This window comes from Kineosporia mesophila (assembly GCF_021129235.1).
In the GTDB taxonomy this organism is placed as follows: Bacteria; Actinomycetota; Actinomycetes; order Actinomycetales; family Kineosporiaceae; genus Kineosporia; species Kineosporia mesophila.
In genome coordinates this window covers 178,306-195,937 of record NZ_JAJOMA010000005.1, presented here as the reverse complement: position 1 = coordinate 195,937, position 17,632 = coordinate 178,306, and the positions used below count along the sequence as shown (strand labels likewise).

At 70.1% G+C, this 17,632-nt stretch carries 12 protein-coding genes and 1 pseudogene; 9 read left to right on the top strand and 4 right to left on the bottom strand.

From position 1 onward, the window contains the following. Positions 1 to 9: 9 nt before the first annotated feature. From LR393_RS09205 to LR393_RS09185, 5 genes are read left to right on the top strand one after another with little or no spacing between them, the layout of a single operon-like run. Positions 10 to 1,470, top strand: a complete 1,461-nt coding sequence (locus LR393_RS09205; RefSeq protein ID WP_231483149.1) for an efflux RND transporter periplasmic adaptor subunit — start codon at positions 10 to 12, stop codon at positions 1,468 to 1,470. Between the two features lie 20 nt (positions 1,471 to 1,490). Continuing rightward, entirely contained in the window at positions 1,491 to 2,228 is a 738-nt protein-coding gene (locus LR393_RS09200) for an ABC transporter ATP-binding protein (protein ID WP_231483148.1), read from the top strand. Further along, positions 2,225 to 3,511: an ABC transporter permease gene (locus LR393_RS09195; protein WP_231483147.1), complete on the top strand. Its 1,287-nt coding sequence runs from the start codon at positions 2,225 to 2,227 to the stop codon at positions 3,509 to 3,511. Before LR393_RS09200 ends, LR393_RS09195 begins: the two co-directional genes overlap by 4 nt. Positions 3,512 to 3,564: 53 nt before the next feature. Next, a complete protein-coding gene (locus LR393_RS09190) occupies positions 3,565 to 4,215 on the top strand; it encodes a hypothetical protein (protein WP_231483146.1) in 651 nt (216 codons plus the stop codon). Between the two features lie 40 nt (positions 4,216 to 4,255). After that, positions 4,256 to 4,720: a hypothetical protein gene (locus LR393_RS09185; RefSeq protein WP_231483145.1), complete on the top strand. Its 465-nt coding sequence runs from the start codon at positions 4,256 to 4,258 to the stop codon at positions 4,718 to 4,720. 121 nt (positions 4,721 to 4,841) lie between these two features. Here the strand turns inward: LR393_RS09185 and LR393_RS09180 are convergent, their stop codons facing one another. After that, positions 4,842 to 5,426 (bottom strand): hypothetical protein, encoded by a 585-nt coding sequence (locus tag LR393_RS09180; protein ID WP_231483144.1) that lies wholly within the window; start codon positions 5,424 to 5,426, stop codon positions 4,842 to 4,844. 247 nt (positions 5,427 to 5,673) lie between these two features. Between LR393_RS09180 and serA the strand changes: the two genes are divergently transcribed. After that, the gene (serA, locus tag LR393_RS09175; protein WP_231483143.1) at positions 5,674 to 6,903 is read left to right on the top strand and encodes a phosphoglycerate dehydrogenase; all 1,230 of its coding nucleotides are present in this window, start codon (positions 5,674 to 5,676) and stop codon (positions 6,901 to 6,903) included. 72 nt (positions 6,904 to 6,975) lie between these two features. Here serA and LR393_RS09170 read toward each other — a convergent pair whose 3' ends face one another. Further along, positions 6,976 to 8,346 (bottom strand): cryptochrome/photolyase family protein, encoded by a 1,371-nt coding sequence (locus LR393_RS09170; protein ID WP_231483142.1) that lies wholly within the window; start codon positions 8,344 to 8,346, stop codon positions 6,976 to 6,978. 249 nt (positions 8,347 to 8,595) lie between these two features. Here LR393_RS09170 and LR393_RS09165 point away from each other — a divergent pair, with 249 nt between their 5' ends. Continuing rightward, the gene (locus tag LR393_RS09165; protein WP_231483141.1) at positions 8,596 to 9,903 is read left to right on the top strand and encodes a mechanosensitive ion channel family protein; all 1,308 of its coding nucleotides are present in this window, start codon (positions 8,596 to 8,598) and stop codon (positions 9,901 to 9,903) included. Here the strand turns inward: LR393_RS09165 and LR393_RS09160 are convergent. Further along, positions 9,871 to 11,499, bottom strand: coding sequence for an MFS transporter (locus LR393_RS09160; RefSeq protein ID WP_231483140.1), 1,629 nt, complete (start codon positions 11,497 to 11,499; stop codon positions 9,871 to 9,873). The genes LR393_RS09165 and LR393_RS09160 overlap by 33 nt on opposite strands. A 517-nt stretch (positions 11,500 to 12,016) precedes the next feature. Between LR393_RS09160 and LR393_RS36955 the strand changes: the two are divergent. Both LR393_RS36955 and LR393_RS09155 read left to right on the top strand, forming a co-directional pair. Continuing rightward, positions 12,017 to 12,763, top strand: a pseudogene (locus LR393_RS36955) (AfsR/SARP family transcriptional regulator); the annotation flags it as partial. 810 nt (positions 12,764 to 13,573) lie between these two features. Next, positions 13,574 to 16,111 carry an ATP-binding protein gene (locus LR393_RS09155; protein WP_231483139.1) on the top strand — a complete coding sequence of 846 codons (2,538 nt, stop codon included), beginning with the start codon at positions 13,574 to 13,576 and terminating at the stop codon, positions 16,109 to 16,111. On the opposite strand, the gene LR393_RS09150 is transcribed toward LR393_RS09155, so the two are convergent. Next, a complete protein-coding gene (locus tag LR393_RS09150; RefSeq protein WP_231483138.1) occupies positions 16,112 to 17,593 on the bottom strand; it encodes an ATP-binding protein in 1,482 nt (493 codons plus the stop codon). Positions 17,594 to 17,632: the final 39 nt, after the last annotated feature.

Sequence of the window (17,632 nt, the reverse complement as noted above, 5' to 3'; positions counted from 1 at the left end):
GGCAGCGCGGTGAGTGAAGCTACCTCACCCTCCCCCGGTCGCAAGGGCAAGGCTCTTCTGCGCAACCACTGGCTGAACCTCGGTCTCCTCGTCGTGCTGGTAGCGATCGTCGTGATCGCCTACCTCACCGTCGGCACCTCCGATGCCAGCACCGCCACCACCAGCCGCACGGCGACCGTCTCCACGGGTAACGTCACGGCCTCCGTCAGTGGTTCCGGCAACCTGGCGAGCTCGCGCAGCTCCTCCCTCTCCTTCGGTGCCTCCGGCACCGTCACCGCCGTCAAGGTCAAGGTCGGTGACAAGGTCAGGAAGAACCAGATCCTGGCCACCGTCGACACGGCCGCAGCACAGCGGGAACTCGCCTCCGCCAAGGCCTCCCTGGCCTCCGCGCAGGCCTCCTACGACGACCTCACCGAAGGTCAGACCACCGCCGAGAAGGAGGTGGACTCGCTGGCCCTGGAGACCGCCCAGGACTCGGTCGACTCCGCCCAGGACTCGGTGGACTCCGCGACCACCGGGCTGGCCTCGGACAAGGCGGCCGGCGCCCCCTCCGCCACCCTCAAGAAGGACAAGGAGACGCTCGCCCAGGCGCGCTCGCAGCTCACCTCGGCCAGGTCGCAGCTGGCGCAGAAGAAGGTGGACATCGAGAAGAACCAGGAAGGTGCCACCGACGCCCAGCTCGCCGAGGCGAAGGTCAATATCGCCTCCGCGCAGGTCAGCGTGGAGGACGCCAAGGACGCCCTGGCCGACACCCGGCTGCGGGCACCGTTCGCCGGCACCATCCTCACGGTCGGCGGTGAGGTCGGCGACAGCGTGAGCTCCGGGTCGTCCTCTTCCTCGTCCTCCTCCGGGAGCGGATCGAGCAGCGAGACGGGCACCGACTCGTCCTCCAGCACCAGCAGCTCTTCCGGCAGCGCCTTCATCAGTCTGGCGGCCACCAGCAAGATGACGGTCACGGCGAGCATCGCCGAGGCCGACATCGGCTCGGTGAAGACCGGCCAGGACGCCGAGATCACGCTCTCCGCCAGTGACGAGACGATGAGCGGCACCGTCAGCCAGATCTCGCCGGAGGGCGCCACCAGCAGCAACGTGGTGCAGTACGAGGTGACGATCACGGTCACCGACCCGGTCTCCACCGCCCGGCTCGGCGCCTCGGTCAGCGTGGTCATCACCACCGGTTCCGCACAAGACGTTCTGGTGCTGCAGACCTCGGCGATCACCACGACCGGCGACACCAGCACGGTCAGCCTGCTGAAGAACGGCGTGGCCACCACCACCGAGGTCGAGATCGGCCTGGAGGGTTCCAGCACCACCGAGATCAAGAGCGGTCTTTCCGCCGGCGACGAGGTGCAGATCCCCACCACGACCGACGACTCCTCCTCCAGCAGTGGCGTTCCCGGCTTCGGGAGCAGCGGCGGGTTCGGTGGCGGCGGTGGCGGGATGCCCGGTGGAGGCGGTGGCCGGCAGTGACCGAGACGGTACCTCCGCCGGTGGCTTCAAAGACCGCGAGCCGTCCGGTCATCGAGGTGCGTTCGCTGCGTAAGACCTACGGCCTGGGCGACACCGAGGTGCACGCCCTGGCCGGGGTCGACCTGGTGGTCCAGACCGGTGACTACGTGGCGATCATGGGAGCCTCCGGCTCGGGAAAGTCCACGCTGATGAACATCATCGGCTGCCTGGACATCCCCACCCAGGGCCGATACCTGCTCGACGGCGTCGACACCCGGCGGCTCAACGAGCGCAGCCAGGCCCTGGTGCGTAACCGCAAGATCGGCTTCATCTTCCAGTCGTTCAACCTGATCGCCCGGACCTCGGCGACGGCCAATGTCGAACTGCCGATGGCCTACGGCGGGGTGAAGGCCGCCGAGCGCCGCTTGCGCGCCCGGGCGGCCCTGGAACGGGTCGGTCTGGGAGACCGGCTGGATCACATCCCCTCCCAGCTCTCCGGTGGTCAGCAGCAGCGGGTGGCGGTGGCCCGGGCCCTCGTGACCAACCCGGTGCTGCTGCTCGCCGACGAGCCCACCGGCGCGCTCGACAGTCGTAGCACGGCCGACATTCTCGACCTGTTCGACGATCTCAGCAGGGCCGGGCGCACCCTCTGCGTGATCACCCACGAGGACGAGGTGGCCGCCCGGGCCAAGCGCGTGATCCGGTTGCGGGACGGGCAGATCGTGATGGACGAGAGGGTCGCGGGCATCACCGACCCACCTCCGGGGGTCTCCCGATGAGCCGGTTCGCCGAGGCCGCACGGTTCGCCGTCCGCGGTGTGCTGGGCAACAAGATGCGTTCCGCACTGACCACTCTCGGCATCCTCATCGGGGTCGCCTCGGTGATCATCCTGGTCTCGGTGGGTACCGGGTCCAGCGCCGCGGTGGCCGACCAGATCTCGTCCCTGGGCAGCAACACCCTGACGGTCTCGAGCAGTCAGGGCGGCACGGGTGGACGAGGTGGCGGCGGAGGCGGTGGTTTCCCCGGCGGTGGTGGCGGCGGTGGCAGTTCGGTCGACTCCGGCACCCAGACCCGGATCGCGGAACTGACCGAGGACGACGCCGGTTCGCTGCTCGACGACGAGCTGGCGCCCGATGTGAAGGCGGTCGCCCCGACCGTCGCGGCCAGCTCGGTGACGGCCACCTACACCGGTGCCAGCCACGACGTCACCACTTTCACCGGGACCACCCCGAGCTACCTGGCCATCAGCGACTGGACGGTGTCGAAGGGATCGGCGTTCACCGACTCCGACTACACCGACCGCAAGCGGGTGGCCCTGGTCGGGGTCAGCGTGGCCGAGGACCTGGCCGGCGGTGACGGCAGCGGCGTGCTCGACCGGACCGTGCAGTTCAACGGGGTCGAGTTCAGCGTGGTCGGGATCCTGGCCGAGAAGGGCACCAGCGGCAACACCGACCAGGACGACGTGGTGATCGCACCGCTCACGGCGGTGCAGGACACCCTGACCGGTTACGGCTCGGTGGACTCGATCACCGTGCAGGCCACCTCGGCCGAGACGGTGGAGGTGGCGCAGTCGGAGGTCGAGGACATCCTCAACTCCCGGCACAAGACCACTTCGGACGACGCCGATTTCAGCGTCTCGAACGCCTCGAGCTTCCTCGAGGCGGCGACCAGCACCACCGACACCCTGACCGTGCTGCTCGCCGCGGTGGCCGCGATCTCGTTGCTGGTCGGCGGGATCGGCGTCATGAACATCATGCTGGTCACGGTGACCGAGCGGACCCGGGAGATCGGTATCCGCAAGGCCATCGGGGCGCAGAAGTTCGACATCGTCAGTCAGTTCCTGGTCGAGGCCGTGCTGCTGTCGGTCTTCGGCGGTCTGATGGGCGTGCTGATCGGGGTCGTCGGCAGCCAGTTCACGATCGTCGGCGTGAAGCCGGTGATCGAGCCGTACTCGGTCGTGCTGTCGTTCGGTGTCTCCGTGCTCATCGGGCTGTTCTTCGGCCTCTACCCGGCGAACAGGGCGGCGTCGCTGCGCCCGATCGACGCCCTCCGATACGAGTGAACCGCCACCAGCCGGTCCGCGGGATCGGCCGAGCCCAACAGGAGCAGACCGCTGTGACCGCTGATTCGACGTCACCCACCGGGATCGACCGGACCGCTCTGCAGCCCGGAGTTCCCTCGTACGAACCGGTTCCGCAGGGCCGGAACGGGGACCAGGCCCCGATCCAGCCGGCCGACGACGACCTGGACCTGCTGGCCGAGAGCAACCGCCGGATGGGAAAGGTGACGATCGCCCTGATGGCCGCCGTGCTCGCGGGCCTGGCCTTCATCGGCGGCGTGGCGGTGCAGAAGCAGTTCGGCAACTCCTCGGGCGGGGCGCCCGGCGGTGGGATGTCGGCGATGGGTGGTGGCCAGTCGCGGGGCGGCTACGGCCAGTCCGGCGCACTGCCCGGTGGTGGGGGTGGTTACGGTGGCGGCGGTTTCGGTGGCCAGAGCGGTTCCGCCGGTGGTTCGGCGGGCGCCTCGGGTAACCAGGCGTCCACCAGTCCGGTGGTCGTGGGCACCGTGACCAAGGTGTCGGGCCGCACGCTCATCGTGAAGAACTTCTCGGGTACGGCCGTGACCGTGAAGGTGCCCCAGGGAACCACGGTCACCGACTCGTCCGCCACGGCGCTCTCCGGCCTGGTCAAGGGCGTCTCGGTGTCGGTGGTGGGTACGAAGGCGGGCGACGGTGTCGTCACAGCGACGAGTATCTCAGCGTCATAAAAGTTTTCGTTCTCGGATGACAGAAGAAGGAGCACTACTGATGGTTCGCAACCGCAGAACCCTGACCGCGGTGGCAATCGCCCCGATGATCGCGCTGACACTGGCCGCCTGCGGGGGAGGCTCGTCGTCGGGTTCCACCTCGGCCGCGGCGTCCACGACGGCCGCCGGACCCGGCGGAGGTGGTGGGAACAACGGCCAGTTCCAGCAGATTCAGGAGTGCCTGACGGCGGCCGGCATCGACCTGCCGACCCCGGGCGGCACGCAGAACGGCACGCCCGGCGCCATGCCGACCGACCGGCCGACGGACCTGCCCAGCGCGGGCTCGTCCGGCCGCCCGACCGACATGCCCAGCGCCGGTGCGAGCGGCGGCCCGGGCGGGGGTGGCGGCGGTATGGGTGGCGGCATGGGCGAGATCCTGCAGGACGCGGACGCCCAGGCCGCGCTCAAGGCCTGCGGTATCGAGCTCTCCACCGCAGCCCCGGCGGCGACCGCCTCCGCGAGCTGAACTCCGCTCCAGACCCTTGGGTGATCAGGCAAAACCTTCCCGGCGTTCCAGAGCTCTCGGAGTCAGAGTTCTAGAACGCCGGGGAGGTTTTGCATGATCACGGCAATTTTTGTGGGGGTGTTCAGGCCCGGGTGTCGAACAGCAGGCCGTCCTGCAGCACCGAGGCCAGGGTTGAAGTGTTGATACCGGCGTTGCTGATCAGGTCGGAGAGGCTGGTGCCACTCTGGAGGCTGCTGAGCAGCGAGTCGGAGTCGGTGTCCAGCAGCGAGCTCAGGGTGTCCAGGGTGCTCTGCTGATCACTGGTCAGGGTGCCACTGAGCAGACCGGTCGTGCTGTTGGAGGAGGTCGGCGGCGGAGGGGGCGGGGGTCCCTGAGGGGCGCTGCCGCCGCTGGGGCCACTGATTCCGCCGACCTTGTCGATGATCGAGTCGACGATGCTGTCGGCGTCCGACCGCGAGGCCGCGTCGGAGGGCAGCCCGGCCTTCAGGGCCGCGGCGAGATCGTCGCGGGAGACGCCCTGGGTCTTCGCGACGTCGGCGAGGGTCTTGCCCTCCTGCAACTGACCGGACAGGTCGCTGGTGCTCAGGCCCAGGGCCTGGGCGGCCACGCCGAGCGCACCGCCGCTCTGGTTCGAGGCGCTGCGCTGGCTCACCAGCAACTGGGCGGCCCGGGTCGAGGAGGAACTACTGATCGAGCTGATGGACATGGCGGTGCAGCTCCCTTCGCGACGACCGAGTCTCGGTGCGTACCGATGCAGTCGTCGGGGCAAGGTGATTCTTCAGGGATTACGGGTGGCTCACAGCGCCTTCACACCTCGGAAGCGGCGATTTACTCAGAGGTGGGACGGAATCGCCGCGGGGTAGAGTTCTAGATCTCACGTAACACGCCGGAAGCATGAGCCGCCGGCTCAGAGCCCACATCGTGCCGACCTACAGCTTGTGAGTGTGACTGCAGTGAGCAACAAGAAGCTTCCCGCCGCCGGCGTCAAGGTCCTGCTGCTGGAGAACATCCACCCGGACGCCGTCGCGTCCTTCGAAGCGGTCGGCGCCGAGGTGGTCTCGATCGATCGGGCGCTGGACGCGGACGAGCTGATCGAGCAGGCAGCGGGCGTGCACCTGCTCGGCATCCGCTCCAAGACCAATGTCACCGACCGGGTGCTGGCGGAGCTTCCCGACCTGCTCGCGATCGGCGCGTTCTGCATCGGCACCAACCAGATCGACGTGGCGGCGGCCCAGGGCCGGGGCGTGGCCGTGTTCAACGCGCCGTTCTCCAACACCCGCAGCGTGGTCGAGCTGGCTCTGGCCGAGATCATCGCGATGACGCGGCGCCTGACCGAGAAAGACCGCGGCATGCACGCGGGCGTCTGGGACAAGAGCGCCACCGGTCTGCACGAGGTGCGGGGCCGCAAGCTCGGCATCGTCGGTTACGGCAACATCGGCACCCAGCTCTCCGTGCTCGCCGAGAACCTAGGTATGGAGGTGCTGTTCTACGACACCGCCGACCGCCTGCCGCTGGGCAACGCCCGGCAGATCCACACCCTCGAAGAGCTGCTGGCCAAGGTCGACGTGGTCACGCTGCACGTCGACGGCCGCAAGGGCAACGCCGACTTCTTCGGTGACGAGCAGTTCGCCCTGATGAAGCCCGGCGCGATCTTCCTGAACCTGAGCCGTGGCTTCGTGGTCGACCAGGAGGCGCTGCGCCGCCGCCTGGAGTCGGGCCAGCTGTCCGGTGCCGCGATCGACGTGTTCCCCGAAGAGCCCAAGGGCCGCGGCGACAAGTTCGTCTCCCCGTTGCAGGGCATGCCGAACGTGATCCTCACGCCGCACATCGGTGGCTCCACCGAAGAGGCGCAGCAGGACATCGGCCGGTTCGTCGCGGGCAAGCTGCGTGACTACACCATTCACGGCAGCACGGCCCTGAGCATCAACTTCCCGCCGCTGGCCACCCCGGAGCACGAGGCCACGCGCCTGGTGCACATCCACCGCAACACCCCGGGCGTGCTGGCCGCGATCAACGGCGTGCTGGCCGAGGAGAAGGTCAACATCGACGGCCAGGCCCTGGGCACCCGCGGTGACATCGGCTACGTGATCACCGACATCGGCGCCGAGCCCACCGAGCAGGCCGTTGAGGCCCTGCGGCGCCTGCCCGACACGATCCGGGTGCGTCAGCTCCGCCTCGGCTGAACCCGTCTTTCAGTTCGTGATCATGCTGAGGTTCCCCGGGGAACCTCAGCATGATCACGAACAGGGCTGGTTCTACTTCTTCCCCCGGGCGGCGAGGAAACGATCGTTGCCCTCCCGCACGTCCACCATCGGCTCGGGGTAGTCGAGATGCTTGCGGACGTCGGCGGGCAGCTTCCAGGGGGTGTGCACCTTGGGTCCACCCACCTCGGAGAGCTCCGGCACGTACCGCCGCACGTAGTTGCCCTGGGAGTCGTAGCGCAGGGCCTGCGTGGTCACGTCGAGCACCCGGTTGAACCGGGAGTCGGTGCCGGTGCCGGCCACCCACTGCCAGTTCATGGTGTTGTTCGCGGTGTCGCCGTCGAGCAGGTGGTCGATGAAGTGCTGGGCACCCCATCGCCAGTCCAGGTACAGCGTCTTGGTGAGGAAGTGCCCGACCACCAGGCGGGCCCGGTTGTGCATCCACCCCTCGTCGAGCAGCTGACGCATGGCGGCGTCCACCAGAGGCCACCCCGTGCGTCCGTCCTTCCACTTCTCGAACTCGCGCTGCGCGTCCGCCCCCGTGCGCCAGCGGTCGTGCCGGGTGCGGAAGTCCTGCCGCGTCGACGACGGGTGCGCCGCCAGCACCTGATGGTGGAAGTCGCGCCAGGCCACCTGCCGCACGAAGCCCTCGGCGGGCGCGGCCTGCGTCACCACCTCGAGCGGTGAGAGACAACCGAAGTGCAGGTAGGGGGAGATGCGACTGGTGCGGTCACCGGCCAGGTCGTCATGGCCGTCCTCGTAGTCCTCGGCGTGCCGGTCGAGCCAGTCCGAGAACAGTTTCCGGCCCGCGCTCTCCCCGCCCCGGGCGAGCGAGGGGGCGGTCGGTCCCTGGCTGATGGAGGACGAGGTGGGCACCTTTCCCATCGGCAGTTCCGGCATCGACAGCTTGCGTGGGGGAGCCAGGGGAGCGCGCCGCGGCTCCTTCGACCACTTGCGGTGGTACGGCGTGAACACGGCCATGTGGTTCTTGCCGACCGCCGTCACCTGTCCCGGCGGCACCACGAACAGCGAGTCGTCGTGCACGTGGAGATCGCAGTCCAGCGGTTCGAGGGCCTCGCGCAGGGCGTCCTCGCGGCGATGGGCGAAGGCGCTCGCGTCGCCGGCCATGTGCACGGCCCGCGCCTTCACCGACTTCGCCACCTTCGCGACCTCGGAGGCCACCTCACCCCGGCGGATCACCAGTCCGGCACCCCGCTTCTCCAGCGAGGAGGCCAGGTCGGCCAGGCTCTCGGCGAGGAACCGGCCGCGGTTGGGACGGTTGTAGGAACCGTCGAGGATCTTGGGGTCGAGCACGAAGAGCGGCACCACGGGGCCGTCCCCGGCCGCCGCGTGCAGGGCCGGGTTGTCGTGCACCCGCAGGTCCCGGGTGAACAGGACGATGGACGGCGCAGTCTGATCACTCACGGCGCCTTTCTATCGCTCCCCGGAGTGACTCGCCTCTCAGAACTGGCGCACGACCTGGGATTTTGTGCCCAAAGGCGACGAGGTGCGTGAATGTCGAGCAGCAGGGTGCGGGAGTGCTGGATACCGTCGTCGTTCGATGTGTTCAGCCTGGGATCCGCCGTGACGAAGACGCCGGCGGTCGGCTGACGAGCACCTGACACCTACCCGACCCGCTGCGGTTCTCCGTGGGCGGAAACGGGAAGGAGATACGTGGACCTCGATTTCTGGACCCAACTGCTCCTGGTCGCGGTGGCGGCCGTCGCGGCCGGTGTGATCGCCTGGGGTCTCACCTGGGTCGCCGCCCGGATCGGCCGTCGGCGGAACGCCGGTGGCCTGATCGCCATCCACCGGCTTTGCCGCCACCCGTTCGTGCTGGCCGTGGTGGCGATCGCGGTCGAGGTCGCCCTGCAGGCCATCAACGGCATCCACCCCGGCTGGACCCGCACGGCCGGGATCGCGGTGATCCTGGCCGCCTGCTGGCTCATCGTCCGGTCGCTACAGGTGGGTGAGGAGATTCTCTTCTGGCGGCTGCGGATGGACGTGGCCGACAACCGCCGGATCCGCCGGCTGCGGACCCAGATCACCCTGGTCCGCCGGGTGCTCGGGGTCGTGGTGGTTCTGGTCGGGATCGCCGCCGTGCTGATGTCGATCCCGCAGATGCGCACGTTCGGGGCCTCGCTGCTGGCCTCGGCCGGTATCGCGGGAATCCTGGCCGGTCTCGCCGCGCAGACCACGCTGGGCAACATGTTCGCCGGGCTCCAGCTGGCCTTCACCGACGCCGTGCGGATCGACGACGTGGTGGTGATCGAGGACGAGTGGGGCTGGATCGAGGAGATCACCCTCACCTACGTGGTGGTGCACCTCTGGGACGAACGTCGCCTGGTGCTGCCGACCAGCTGGTTCACCACGAACCCGTTCCAGAACTGGACCCGTAACGAGGCCCGGGTGCTGGGGTCGGTGATCCTTCACCTGGACTACGCCACCCCGCTGACCGAGCTGCGGCACTACGCGCAGTCCGTCATCGACGCCAACCCGCTGTGGGACCGCCAGGCCTGGGTGCTACAGGTCGCCGACACCACCGAGACCACGATGGTGGTGCGGGTACTGGCCTCCGCCCACGACGGCCCGGCCGCCTGGGACCTGCGGTGCGACATCCGTGAGGCCCTGCTGACCTGGCTGCAGAAGAACCACCCGCAGTCGCTGCCGGTGCAGCGCAACATCGGTGGTGCCGAGCAGACCTACGCGGACGGCGTGGTCACGTCGAAGGCAGCCGGTCCGGACGGAGCCCGCCGCCGGCGGCGTGAAGAGCCGCACCTGCCCGATCCGCAGACTGCCCACCTCGATCTCCAGACACCCGATCACTCGGGCGAGGACGAGCGGGACGAGCGCCTGCGGGACGACCGGCCGTTGGGTGAGGCCACCTTCGGCGCACCGGCTTCGGAGCGGCCCGCGGAGACGGTGAGCCCGGACAGCTCTCTGGAGGACTCACTGGTGGGAGTGCCGTCCGCGCGGTCGTAGGACGCTGGGGCGAAGTCGCGGCAGCAGGAGTAGCCCGGCCGCCCCGATCAGGCCGGAGGCGGCGATCACGGTGCTGGGTGCCAGCCACTGGGCCGCCGCCCCGGCCAGCAGGATGGCCAGGCTCTGCCCGCCGTAGAGCCCGGCGATCGCGATGCCGAAGGCCCGGGTGCGCACGGCGGGCGGGATGCTCGAGGCGAACTGGGTGTTGGCCACCACCTGGAACGCCTGCCCCAGCCCGCAGAGCACGAACATGGCCAGGCTCACCGTCAGACCCGGGCGCAGCGCGATGACCAGCAACGGAACCGTTCCGACGAGGGCCAGCGGGTACATCAGGCGGGAGGCGGTGCGGGGCGCCGCGAACCGGCCGATCGCCAGGCCGCCCACCACGCTGCCCGCCGCCGCGGCGGCCATGATCAGCCCGACCACGCTGGAGCCGTGGCCCAGCTCGGCGGCGTAGGCGGTCGCGATGGCCTCCGGCACGATCGCGTAGGCCGCGCCGACGATCCCCAGCATCAGGGGGAACCAGATCTGCGCGTCACCGCGCACCACTTTCAGCCCCGCGATCATGTCGCCCCACACCGAGTTCGAGGACACGCTCGAGCTCGCCCGGCGCTGGACGCGGCGGGCCTGCGCGGCCCGCCGGCCCCGGAGCCGGGAACGGGTCCCGTTCGTGGACGAGCGGTCCTGGGTGCGGCTGCGGGGGCCCGGTACCTGGGTGGAGACGCTGGTGCGGGCGACGCGCTGCATGACCGGCACGGTCTGCCGGCCGCGCTGGTGCGGAACACCGGGGGCCCGGGCCGGTGGCGGGGGTTGTTCCCCCGCGAGGGGTGCCGGTGCCTCGTCCTCTGCTGGTGCTTCTGGCTCTGCCCCTGGTGTCTCGGCCGTTTCGGATGCGGGGGCGGGCCGGGCGACCAGGCCCGCGCGCAGCAGGGCCGCCGAGGCCAGGAAGGTGAGGCAGTTCAGCGCGAGCACGCCGGGCGCGCTGAGGGCGAGCACCAGGGCCCCGCCCAGCGCGAAGCCGGCGAGCTGGGCGATCTGGTGCACGGCCTGACGCAGGGACATACCGACCGGGTACTTGTTGCCGGTCAGGATCTGCGCGAGCAGGGCCGAGCGGGCCGCGTCGAACGGGGGCGCGAACATCGCGGCCAGGAACACCAGCCCGGCGACCCCCAGCGACGGCATGCCCGGTAGCGCGGCGATCGCGATGAGCAAGGCCCGGCCCAGGTCGCAGGCCACCATCACCGACCGGCCCGCGAAGCGCTCGGCCCAGGCCGCCAGCAGCGGACCCCCGAGCAGCCAGGGCACGTAGGCGGTGGCGTAGCCGGCGGCGGCGAGCAGGGGCGAGCCGCTGTCCTGGTAGAGCAGTACGGCCACCGCGACGGCGGCGATCTGGTCGCCGATCAGGGAGAACAGGTCCGCGGCGAAGACCGCGCGGAACTCCCGGACCCCGAACACGTCCCGGTAACCGGCCGGTCGCCCGTCATCCGCCGAAGCCGATTCGGTTGCGGCCGCCTCGGCCGCCTCGGCCGAGGCGAGGGCCTGCGCGGCGGGCCCTTCCAGCGTGTCCGGGTGGTTCCCCGGCTCTGCGGGGCTCACCGGACTTGCGTCACGGTCGTCTTCCCTGCCTCCAGGGCCCAGCCGGCCCTCGATCTCGATCGGTGGATCTGCCACTTTCGTCGACACGCCTTGTCGTCTCCCCCGTCATGCCCGCCGTTCTTGCCCGTGACACCGCCCTCACAGCGTCCAGGCCCTCTCGTCATGTTTCTGGTGTTACTGGTGAAACTATTGGTACGAGTGCCAAAACCGCGACCGGCCCCCATGCCGTGAGGCTGGGGGCAGTGCGCGTTATTCGTTGCCGTATCTACTGGCACGCTGTCGGTGCCGAGTTCGACACGGAACGGCTTGCTCGTGGGCTCAGCCCCAGGTCTGACCGCGCATCGTGGTGCACCTCCCCTGAAATCATCCGGCCCCGGTGCTGTCCCGGTGCCTCGATGACGACAAATCTGCTGGGAAGGTCCGACAAGCCACTTAATGACTACTGAACGCCCTGGTAGAACGCATGAACACTGTGAATGACCAGGCATTGACCCCAGGTAGCGAATAGGTTCTTTCCGTGGCGCACGCATCGCGATCGGACTCCTCCGACCGGATCCGGGTCCTGGGACCCGTGGAGATCGTGCGGGCAGGTCGCCCGGTATCGGCCGGCAGCCCCCGCCAGCGTGCCCTGCTCGCATTACTCGCCCTCTCGGTGGGAGTGGCCGTTCCGGCCTCGCGGCTGATCGACCTGCTCTGGGGTGACGCCCCGCCCCCCTCGGCGGGTAATACCGTGCAGGTGTACGTTTCGCGGCTGCGACGCCTGCTCGCCGCTCCTGGCGAAGTGCCTCCATTACGTACGGTATCCGGAATGTATCTCCTTGACCTCCCTCCGGAGGCGATCGACTCGCGTCGGTTCGAGGAGGCCAGCGAGTCGGGCCGATCCCGTCTCGCCGCAGGTGATCCGGTGGGTGCGGCCCACGAATTACGTTCTGCGTTGCAGTTGTGGCGGGGGACCACTCTGCCCGATCTGGCGGGGGTGCCGGGCGCAGTGGCGTCGGTGGCCCGGCTGGAGTCCCTGCGGCAATCCACCATCGCCGACCGCATCGACGCGGAATCCCTTCTGGGGCGCCATTCCCGGCTCATCCCGGAACTTCAGGACCTGGTCCGGCGACACGCCCTGAACGAGCGTTTCGTCGGCCAGCTGATGACCTCGCTGTACTGGGAGGGCCGGCAGGCCGAGGCGCTCGCGGCCTATGCTGCCGCGGCCGGGCGGCTGGGCGACGAACTGGGCATCGACCCAGGTCCAGCGCTTCGGGAGTTGCACGGGCGGTTATTGCGACAGGAGCTCGGTCCGGTCACTCCCGCGCGCGAGACCGATTCTGAATCGCCCAGTTTTGTCGACGGCTGGCCCCTGCGCCCGGCCCCGGTGTCGCGGGCCGTCCAGGCCTCCTTGCTGACCCAGGGCAGTGACTCCGTGCGACTGGAAACAGAGTTCAATTCGCGGATGGTGAACCGGCTTTTCCCGGGCCGGATCCCGGGACCACGCTCGGGCGGTGCACCGATGCCGATGAGCACGATCCCGCTCCAGCCCCGGGTCGCGCCGGCGGCGTTCCGGCCCGACCCGGCGGACGCCGCTCCCGAGTTCTCGGTGGATCAGTCCGGGTTTTCGGCGGATTCGCCCGTTTCTTCGGTGGATTCGCCGGGGTTTCGCTTGGCGTCTTCGGCGAATCCGGTCGGGCCTCCGGTGGTTCCGGGCGGTCTTGGTGCAGCCGGTGCGGGTGAGTTTCGTGCCCGGGTCGAATCGCGTTTCACCCCGGAAAGCCGTGGGGCCGGGGGCGGAAGGGGAGAAGAGGGTTCTGGTTCCGCAACCGGAGAGGCGTCAGCATCTGGAAGTGAAGTCAGGACCGGAAGTTCATTCGGAACCGGGATTTCGCTCGCGAACGGGGCGGGCGTCAGGAACCGGCCCGGGGTCGGGAGCGGCACCGGGGCCGGGGGTTCGTCCGGGGTTGGACGGGCGTTCGGGGCGGGTAACACGCCTAGCGCCGGCGCGCACCGTCCTGGCCGTGATCATGCGCGGTTCGGCCAGCTAGTTCCGGGACGGCCGGAGGCTGAACCCGTCGGTCCGGTAAACCTGGTGTCCCGTCCACCGACACTTTCGACCGGGCCGGGCGCTCCGGTGCTGCCGGGTATGCCCGGGGTACCGGACGGGGACGGCCTGGCCGACACCGGCGGAATCCCCGTGATCGGGACCAAGCGCACCGCCTTCGGGACCGCGTTCGGCGCCGGGACCATCGGCCGCAGCGTCGAACTCGGCACGGCGCTGGAGTTACTTCGGCGTCCGGACGTCCGGCTGGTCACCATCGCCGGACCCGGCGGGGCGGGCAAGACCCGGCTGGCGGCGCAGGTGGTGGCCCGGCGCCTGGCCGACCGGGCTCGCGACGTGATGTCCGGGCCCCGGGTGCTCGTGGTGCCCCTGGGCGGACTCGGAAACGGCGTCAGCAACAGGGGTGTCAGAAATACGGGTGTCAGCGGCACTGGTGAGAGCGGCACTGGTGAGAGCGGCGCAGGTGACGGCAACACCGGCAGCAACAGCGCCGGGCTGGCCGAACGCCTGCGGCGGGTGCTGGGCGTGGTGCCGGACTTCCCCGGCGAGGCACCGCTGGACACGGTCTGCCGCGCACTCGCCGCCACCCCCTGCCTGCTGGTGCTGGACGACCTGGATCTCGTCGGAGCAGTCGAGGCCGGCCGGACCTCCCACCCACCGAGGGCAACACGCGGGACCCCCCTTCCGGTTGGGTCCCTGGTCGACACCGTCACCGCACTCATCACCCGGGTCGGGGGCCTGCGCGTGCTCGCCACCTCCCGGCGCCCGCTCGGCGTGCCGGGCGAGCAGGTGGTCGGCCTGGGTCCGCTGTCGCTGCCGTGGGCCTGGTCCGGGGCCGACGACGTGGACACGGTGCGCTCGTCCGACGCCGTGCGGCTGTTCCGCGACCGGGCCCGGGCGGTACTGCCGGCTTTCGAGGTGACCGCTGAGAACGCCGCCCCGGTCAGCGAACTCTGCCGCGCCCTGGACGGTCTGCCGCTGGCCCTGGAACTGGCCGCCGCGCGCTCGCGGGGCCGGTCCCCGGACGTGATCAGCGCCGAACTGGACCAGGCCCGCCGGCAGCCGGGCGGGATGCTCGGCTCGGTCCTGAGCTGGACCGTGAACCTGCTCGACGACACCGAGCGCCTGGTGCTGAGTCAGCTCTCGGTGTTCGTCGGGGGCGCCACGCTGGACGCCGCCGAGTGGGTCTGCGGGCCGGTGCCCGGTCCGGGCCAGGTGATCGACGTGATCGGCCGGCTGGCCGACAAGAATCTGCTGCTGATCGACGAGACCGGCCGGCTGGGCATGCTCTCGCCGGTGCGGGAGTACGCCCGCGGTCTGCTGGCGGCCGACCCCGGGCAGGAGGCCGCCTGCTCCGACCGGCACGCCGCCTGGTTCGCCGAGTTCGCCGACACCCTGCCGCCGGTCACCGACCGCTGGCTCGACCCGGCCCAGGCACCCGCCGGGGCCGGTCCGGGCCGGGCGATCGAGTTCGACAACCTGACCTCGGCCGCCGCCCACGCGCAGGGTCGCGACGGCGAGGTCTTCGCCCGGCTCGTGGTGGCGCTGCTCGATCAGGGAGCGGGCACCGGACGCTGGGACCTCGGTGACGCGTCCGGGTGGCTCGACCGGGCCCGGGCCGGGAAACCGCACGACCGCACCACGTCCCGGCTGCTGATCGCCGGGGGAGGTCTGGCCCTGTTCGGCGGGAGTCCACGCCGGGCCCTGGAGATCCTGACGGACGTGCCGACCTCCGGTGACCCGGTGAACGCGGTCCGGGTGGCACTCATGCGGGCCGTGACCGCGCGCAGCCTGGGCCGGAACGAAGAGGCCCTGACCGAGCTGGAGGGGGCCCTGGAGCAGATGCGGGCCGTGCGGCGTCTGCCGGGCACGCTCTGGCACGCGGTCGTCAACACCCTCGCCGACGTGCTCGACGAACTGGGCCGCACCGCCGCGGCGATCGGTCACTGGCAGCGCAGCCGGCACCGGGCCGCGGCGGAGGGCGACCCCGCGCGCCTGGCCTACCCGCTGGCCATGCTGGCGCAGGCCGCGCAGGAGCGCGGCGAGGATCGGCTCTCGCAGGTCCTCATCACCCAGGCCCGCACCGCGGCCGAGAGCGGTGGGCCGGCCGTCCGGGCCGCGGTGGCCGTGACCGGTGGCGTGCTGGAGCTACGCGGTGGCGACGCCCGGCAGGCCGTGCGGTCGTTGCGCACAGGGCTCCGCGAGGCTCATCGCGGCGGTCGGTTCTTCACCCTGCCGCGCATCGCCGGGCTGCTCGGGGCGGCCCGTGCGGAGAGCGATCCGGAGCGCGCCGCAACGCTTCTCGGGGCCAGTGCGGCCTGGTGCGCCGAGCGCTCGCTGGTGGTCACCGGCCGCCGCGAACGCGAGATCATCGAGCGGGCCGAGAGCGGCCTGACCCGGGCGGCGCGGCCCTCGGACACGGTGCGGCGGGCCGCCGCCCGCGGGGCGGCCGTACCCTTCGGGTCGCTGACCGGACTGCTGCGGCTGGACCCGGCCGAGCGGCCCGACGAGGCCACCGCTCCCCGGTTCATCGACCTGACCGGGGAGGCCCCCCGCGTCCGTACGTGATCAGCCGGCCCGAGGTGCCGTCAGGGGCAGGCGTACCTCGAAAGTCGTTCCCACGCCGGGAACGCTCGTCACCTTGATGTCGCCGCCGTGCCGGTTCACCACGATGCGCCAGACGATGTCGAGGCCCAGGCCGGTGCCCTCACCGATCGGCTTGGTGGTGAAGAACGGCTCGAAGATGCGCCGCTGGATCTCCGGGCTCATGCCGGGGCCGGTGTCGGAGATCGTGACCAGGGCGAAGTCGCCCGCCGAGCCGGTGGTAATCGAGAGTTTGCGCTCGGGGCGGTCGTTCATCGCATGGATCGCGTTGTCGATCAGGTTGGTCCAGACCTGGTTGAGCTCGGCCGGGAAGGCCGGGATCGCGGGAAGCGACTTGTCGTAGGTCTTCTCCAGCTTGATCCCGGCGCGCACCTTGCCCCCGAGCATGATCAGCGTGCTGTTCAGGCCCTCGTGCACGTCGATCTGCTGGTACTCGGCGCGGTCCATCTGCGAGTACTGCTTGGCCGCGTTGATCAGGGTGGCGATGCGATCGGTCGCGTCCTCGATCTCGGCCATCAGCTGTTCGCTCTCGAGCGCGTAAGTGATCCACTTCAGGCCGGCCTCGAGGTGAGTCTTCGGGATGGAATCCGAAAGCCCTTCCAGCCATTCCAGATCCAGACCGGCGGCGACCCAGACCGGCGCGAGCTGCCAGGCCGAGGAGACGCCGTGGTCTTCGCACCAGTCGCTGAACTCGTCTTCCAGGTCGTTCGCCTGCATCGGGGTGAGGTGCTTGGTCTTGCCCGACTTGGCCTTGGCCGACTGCTCGATCGCGTCTTCCTGCAGCCCGGTCAGTTTCACCAGGGTGTCGGGGTCGACCTTGCCCGAGGCCAGGTGCTTGAGCTTGCCGCGCATGGCCGCGACCCGCTCGCGCAGGGTGGCGGTGGCCCGCACCGCGGCGGAGGCGGGATTGTTCAGCTCGTGGGTCAGGCCCGCGGTGAGACGGCCCAGCGCGGTGAGCCGTTCACGCTGACCGATCACCGCGTCGGACGTGCGCATGCCGGTGAACAGGCCGTCGAGGAGATGGATCGCCATCGGGAACCACTCCTTGAGCACCTCCGCCAGTTCCTCGCCCGGGATCCGGAAGAAGACCGACTCGTCGAGGGTGCGCAGGGAGCCGCCGTAGGACGGATTCTGGGCGGCCTCCCGGGCCGAGGTGAGCCAGGCCCAGGTGGCGCCGGTGTAGACGCCCGGGGAGTCGGAGCGGGAGACCTCGACCTCGTGGTCGCCGACCTGCTTGAGCAGGGCCTGACGGCCCGAGACGAGCATGAAGAAGCAGGTGGCGGGCTCCTGCGCGCTGTACACGGTGGCCCCGGCCGGATACCGCACGACCTCGCCGTGCTCGGACATCCAGCGCAGCTGCTCGGCGTTCAGCTTCTCGAACAGAAAGAAGCGCGACAGCTCGGCCGGGGTGAGCCGCTCCATGGGTTGTTCCGCGGTGGTCACCATTTCTCCAACGTCTCGCGAGCCGGATACATGCCCAGTACA

Bases quoted from the DNA above. Each gene is read 5' to 3' on its own strand.
- LR393_RS09195 (WP_231483147.1), top strand. From the start codon at position 2,225: ATGAGCCGGTTCGCCGAGGCCGCACGGTTCGCCGTCCGCGGTGTGCTG.
- LR393_RS09180 (WP_231483144.1), bottom strand. From the start codon at position 5,426: ATGTCCATCAGCTCGATCAGTAGTTCCTCCTCGACCCGGGCCGCCCAG.
- LR393_RS09185 (WP_231483145.1), top strand. From the start codon at position 4,256: ATGGTTCGCAACCGCAGAACCCTGACCGCGGTGGCAATCGCCCCGATG.
- LR393_RS09150 (WP_231483138.1), bottom strand. From the start codon at position 17,593: ATGGTGACCACCGCGGAACAACCCATGGAGCGGCTCACCCCGGCCGAG.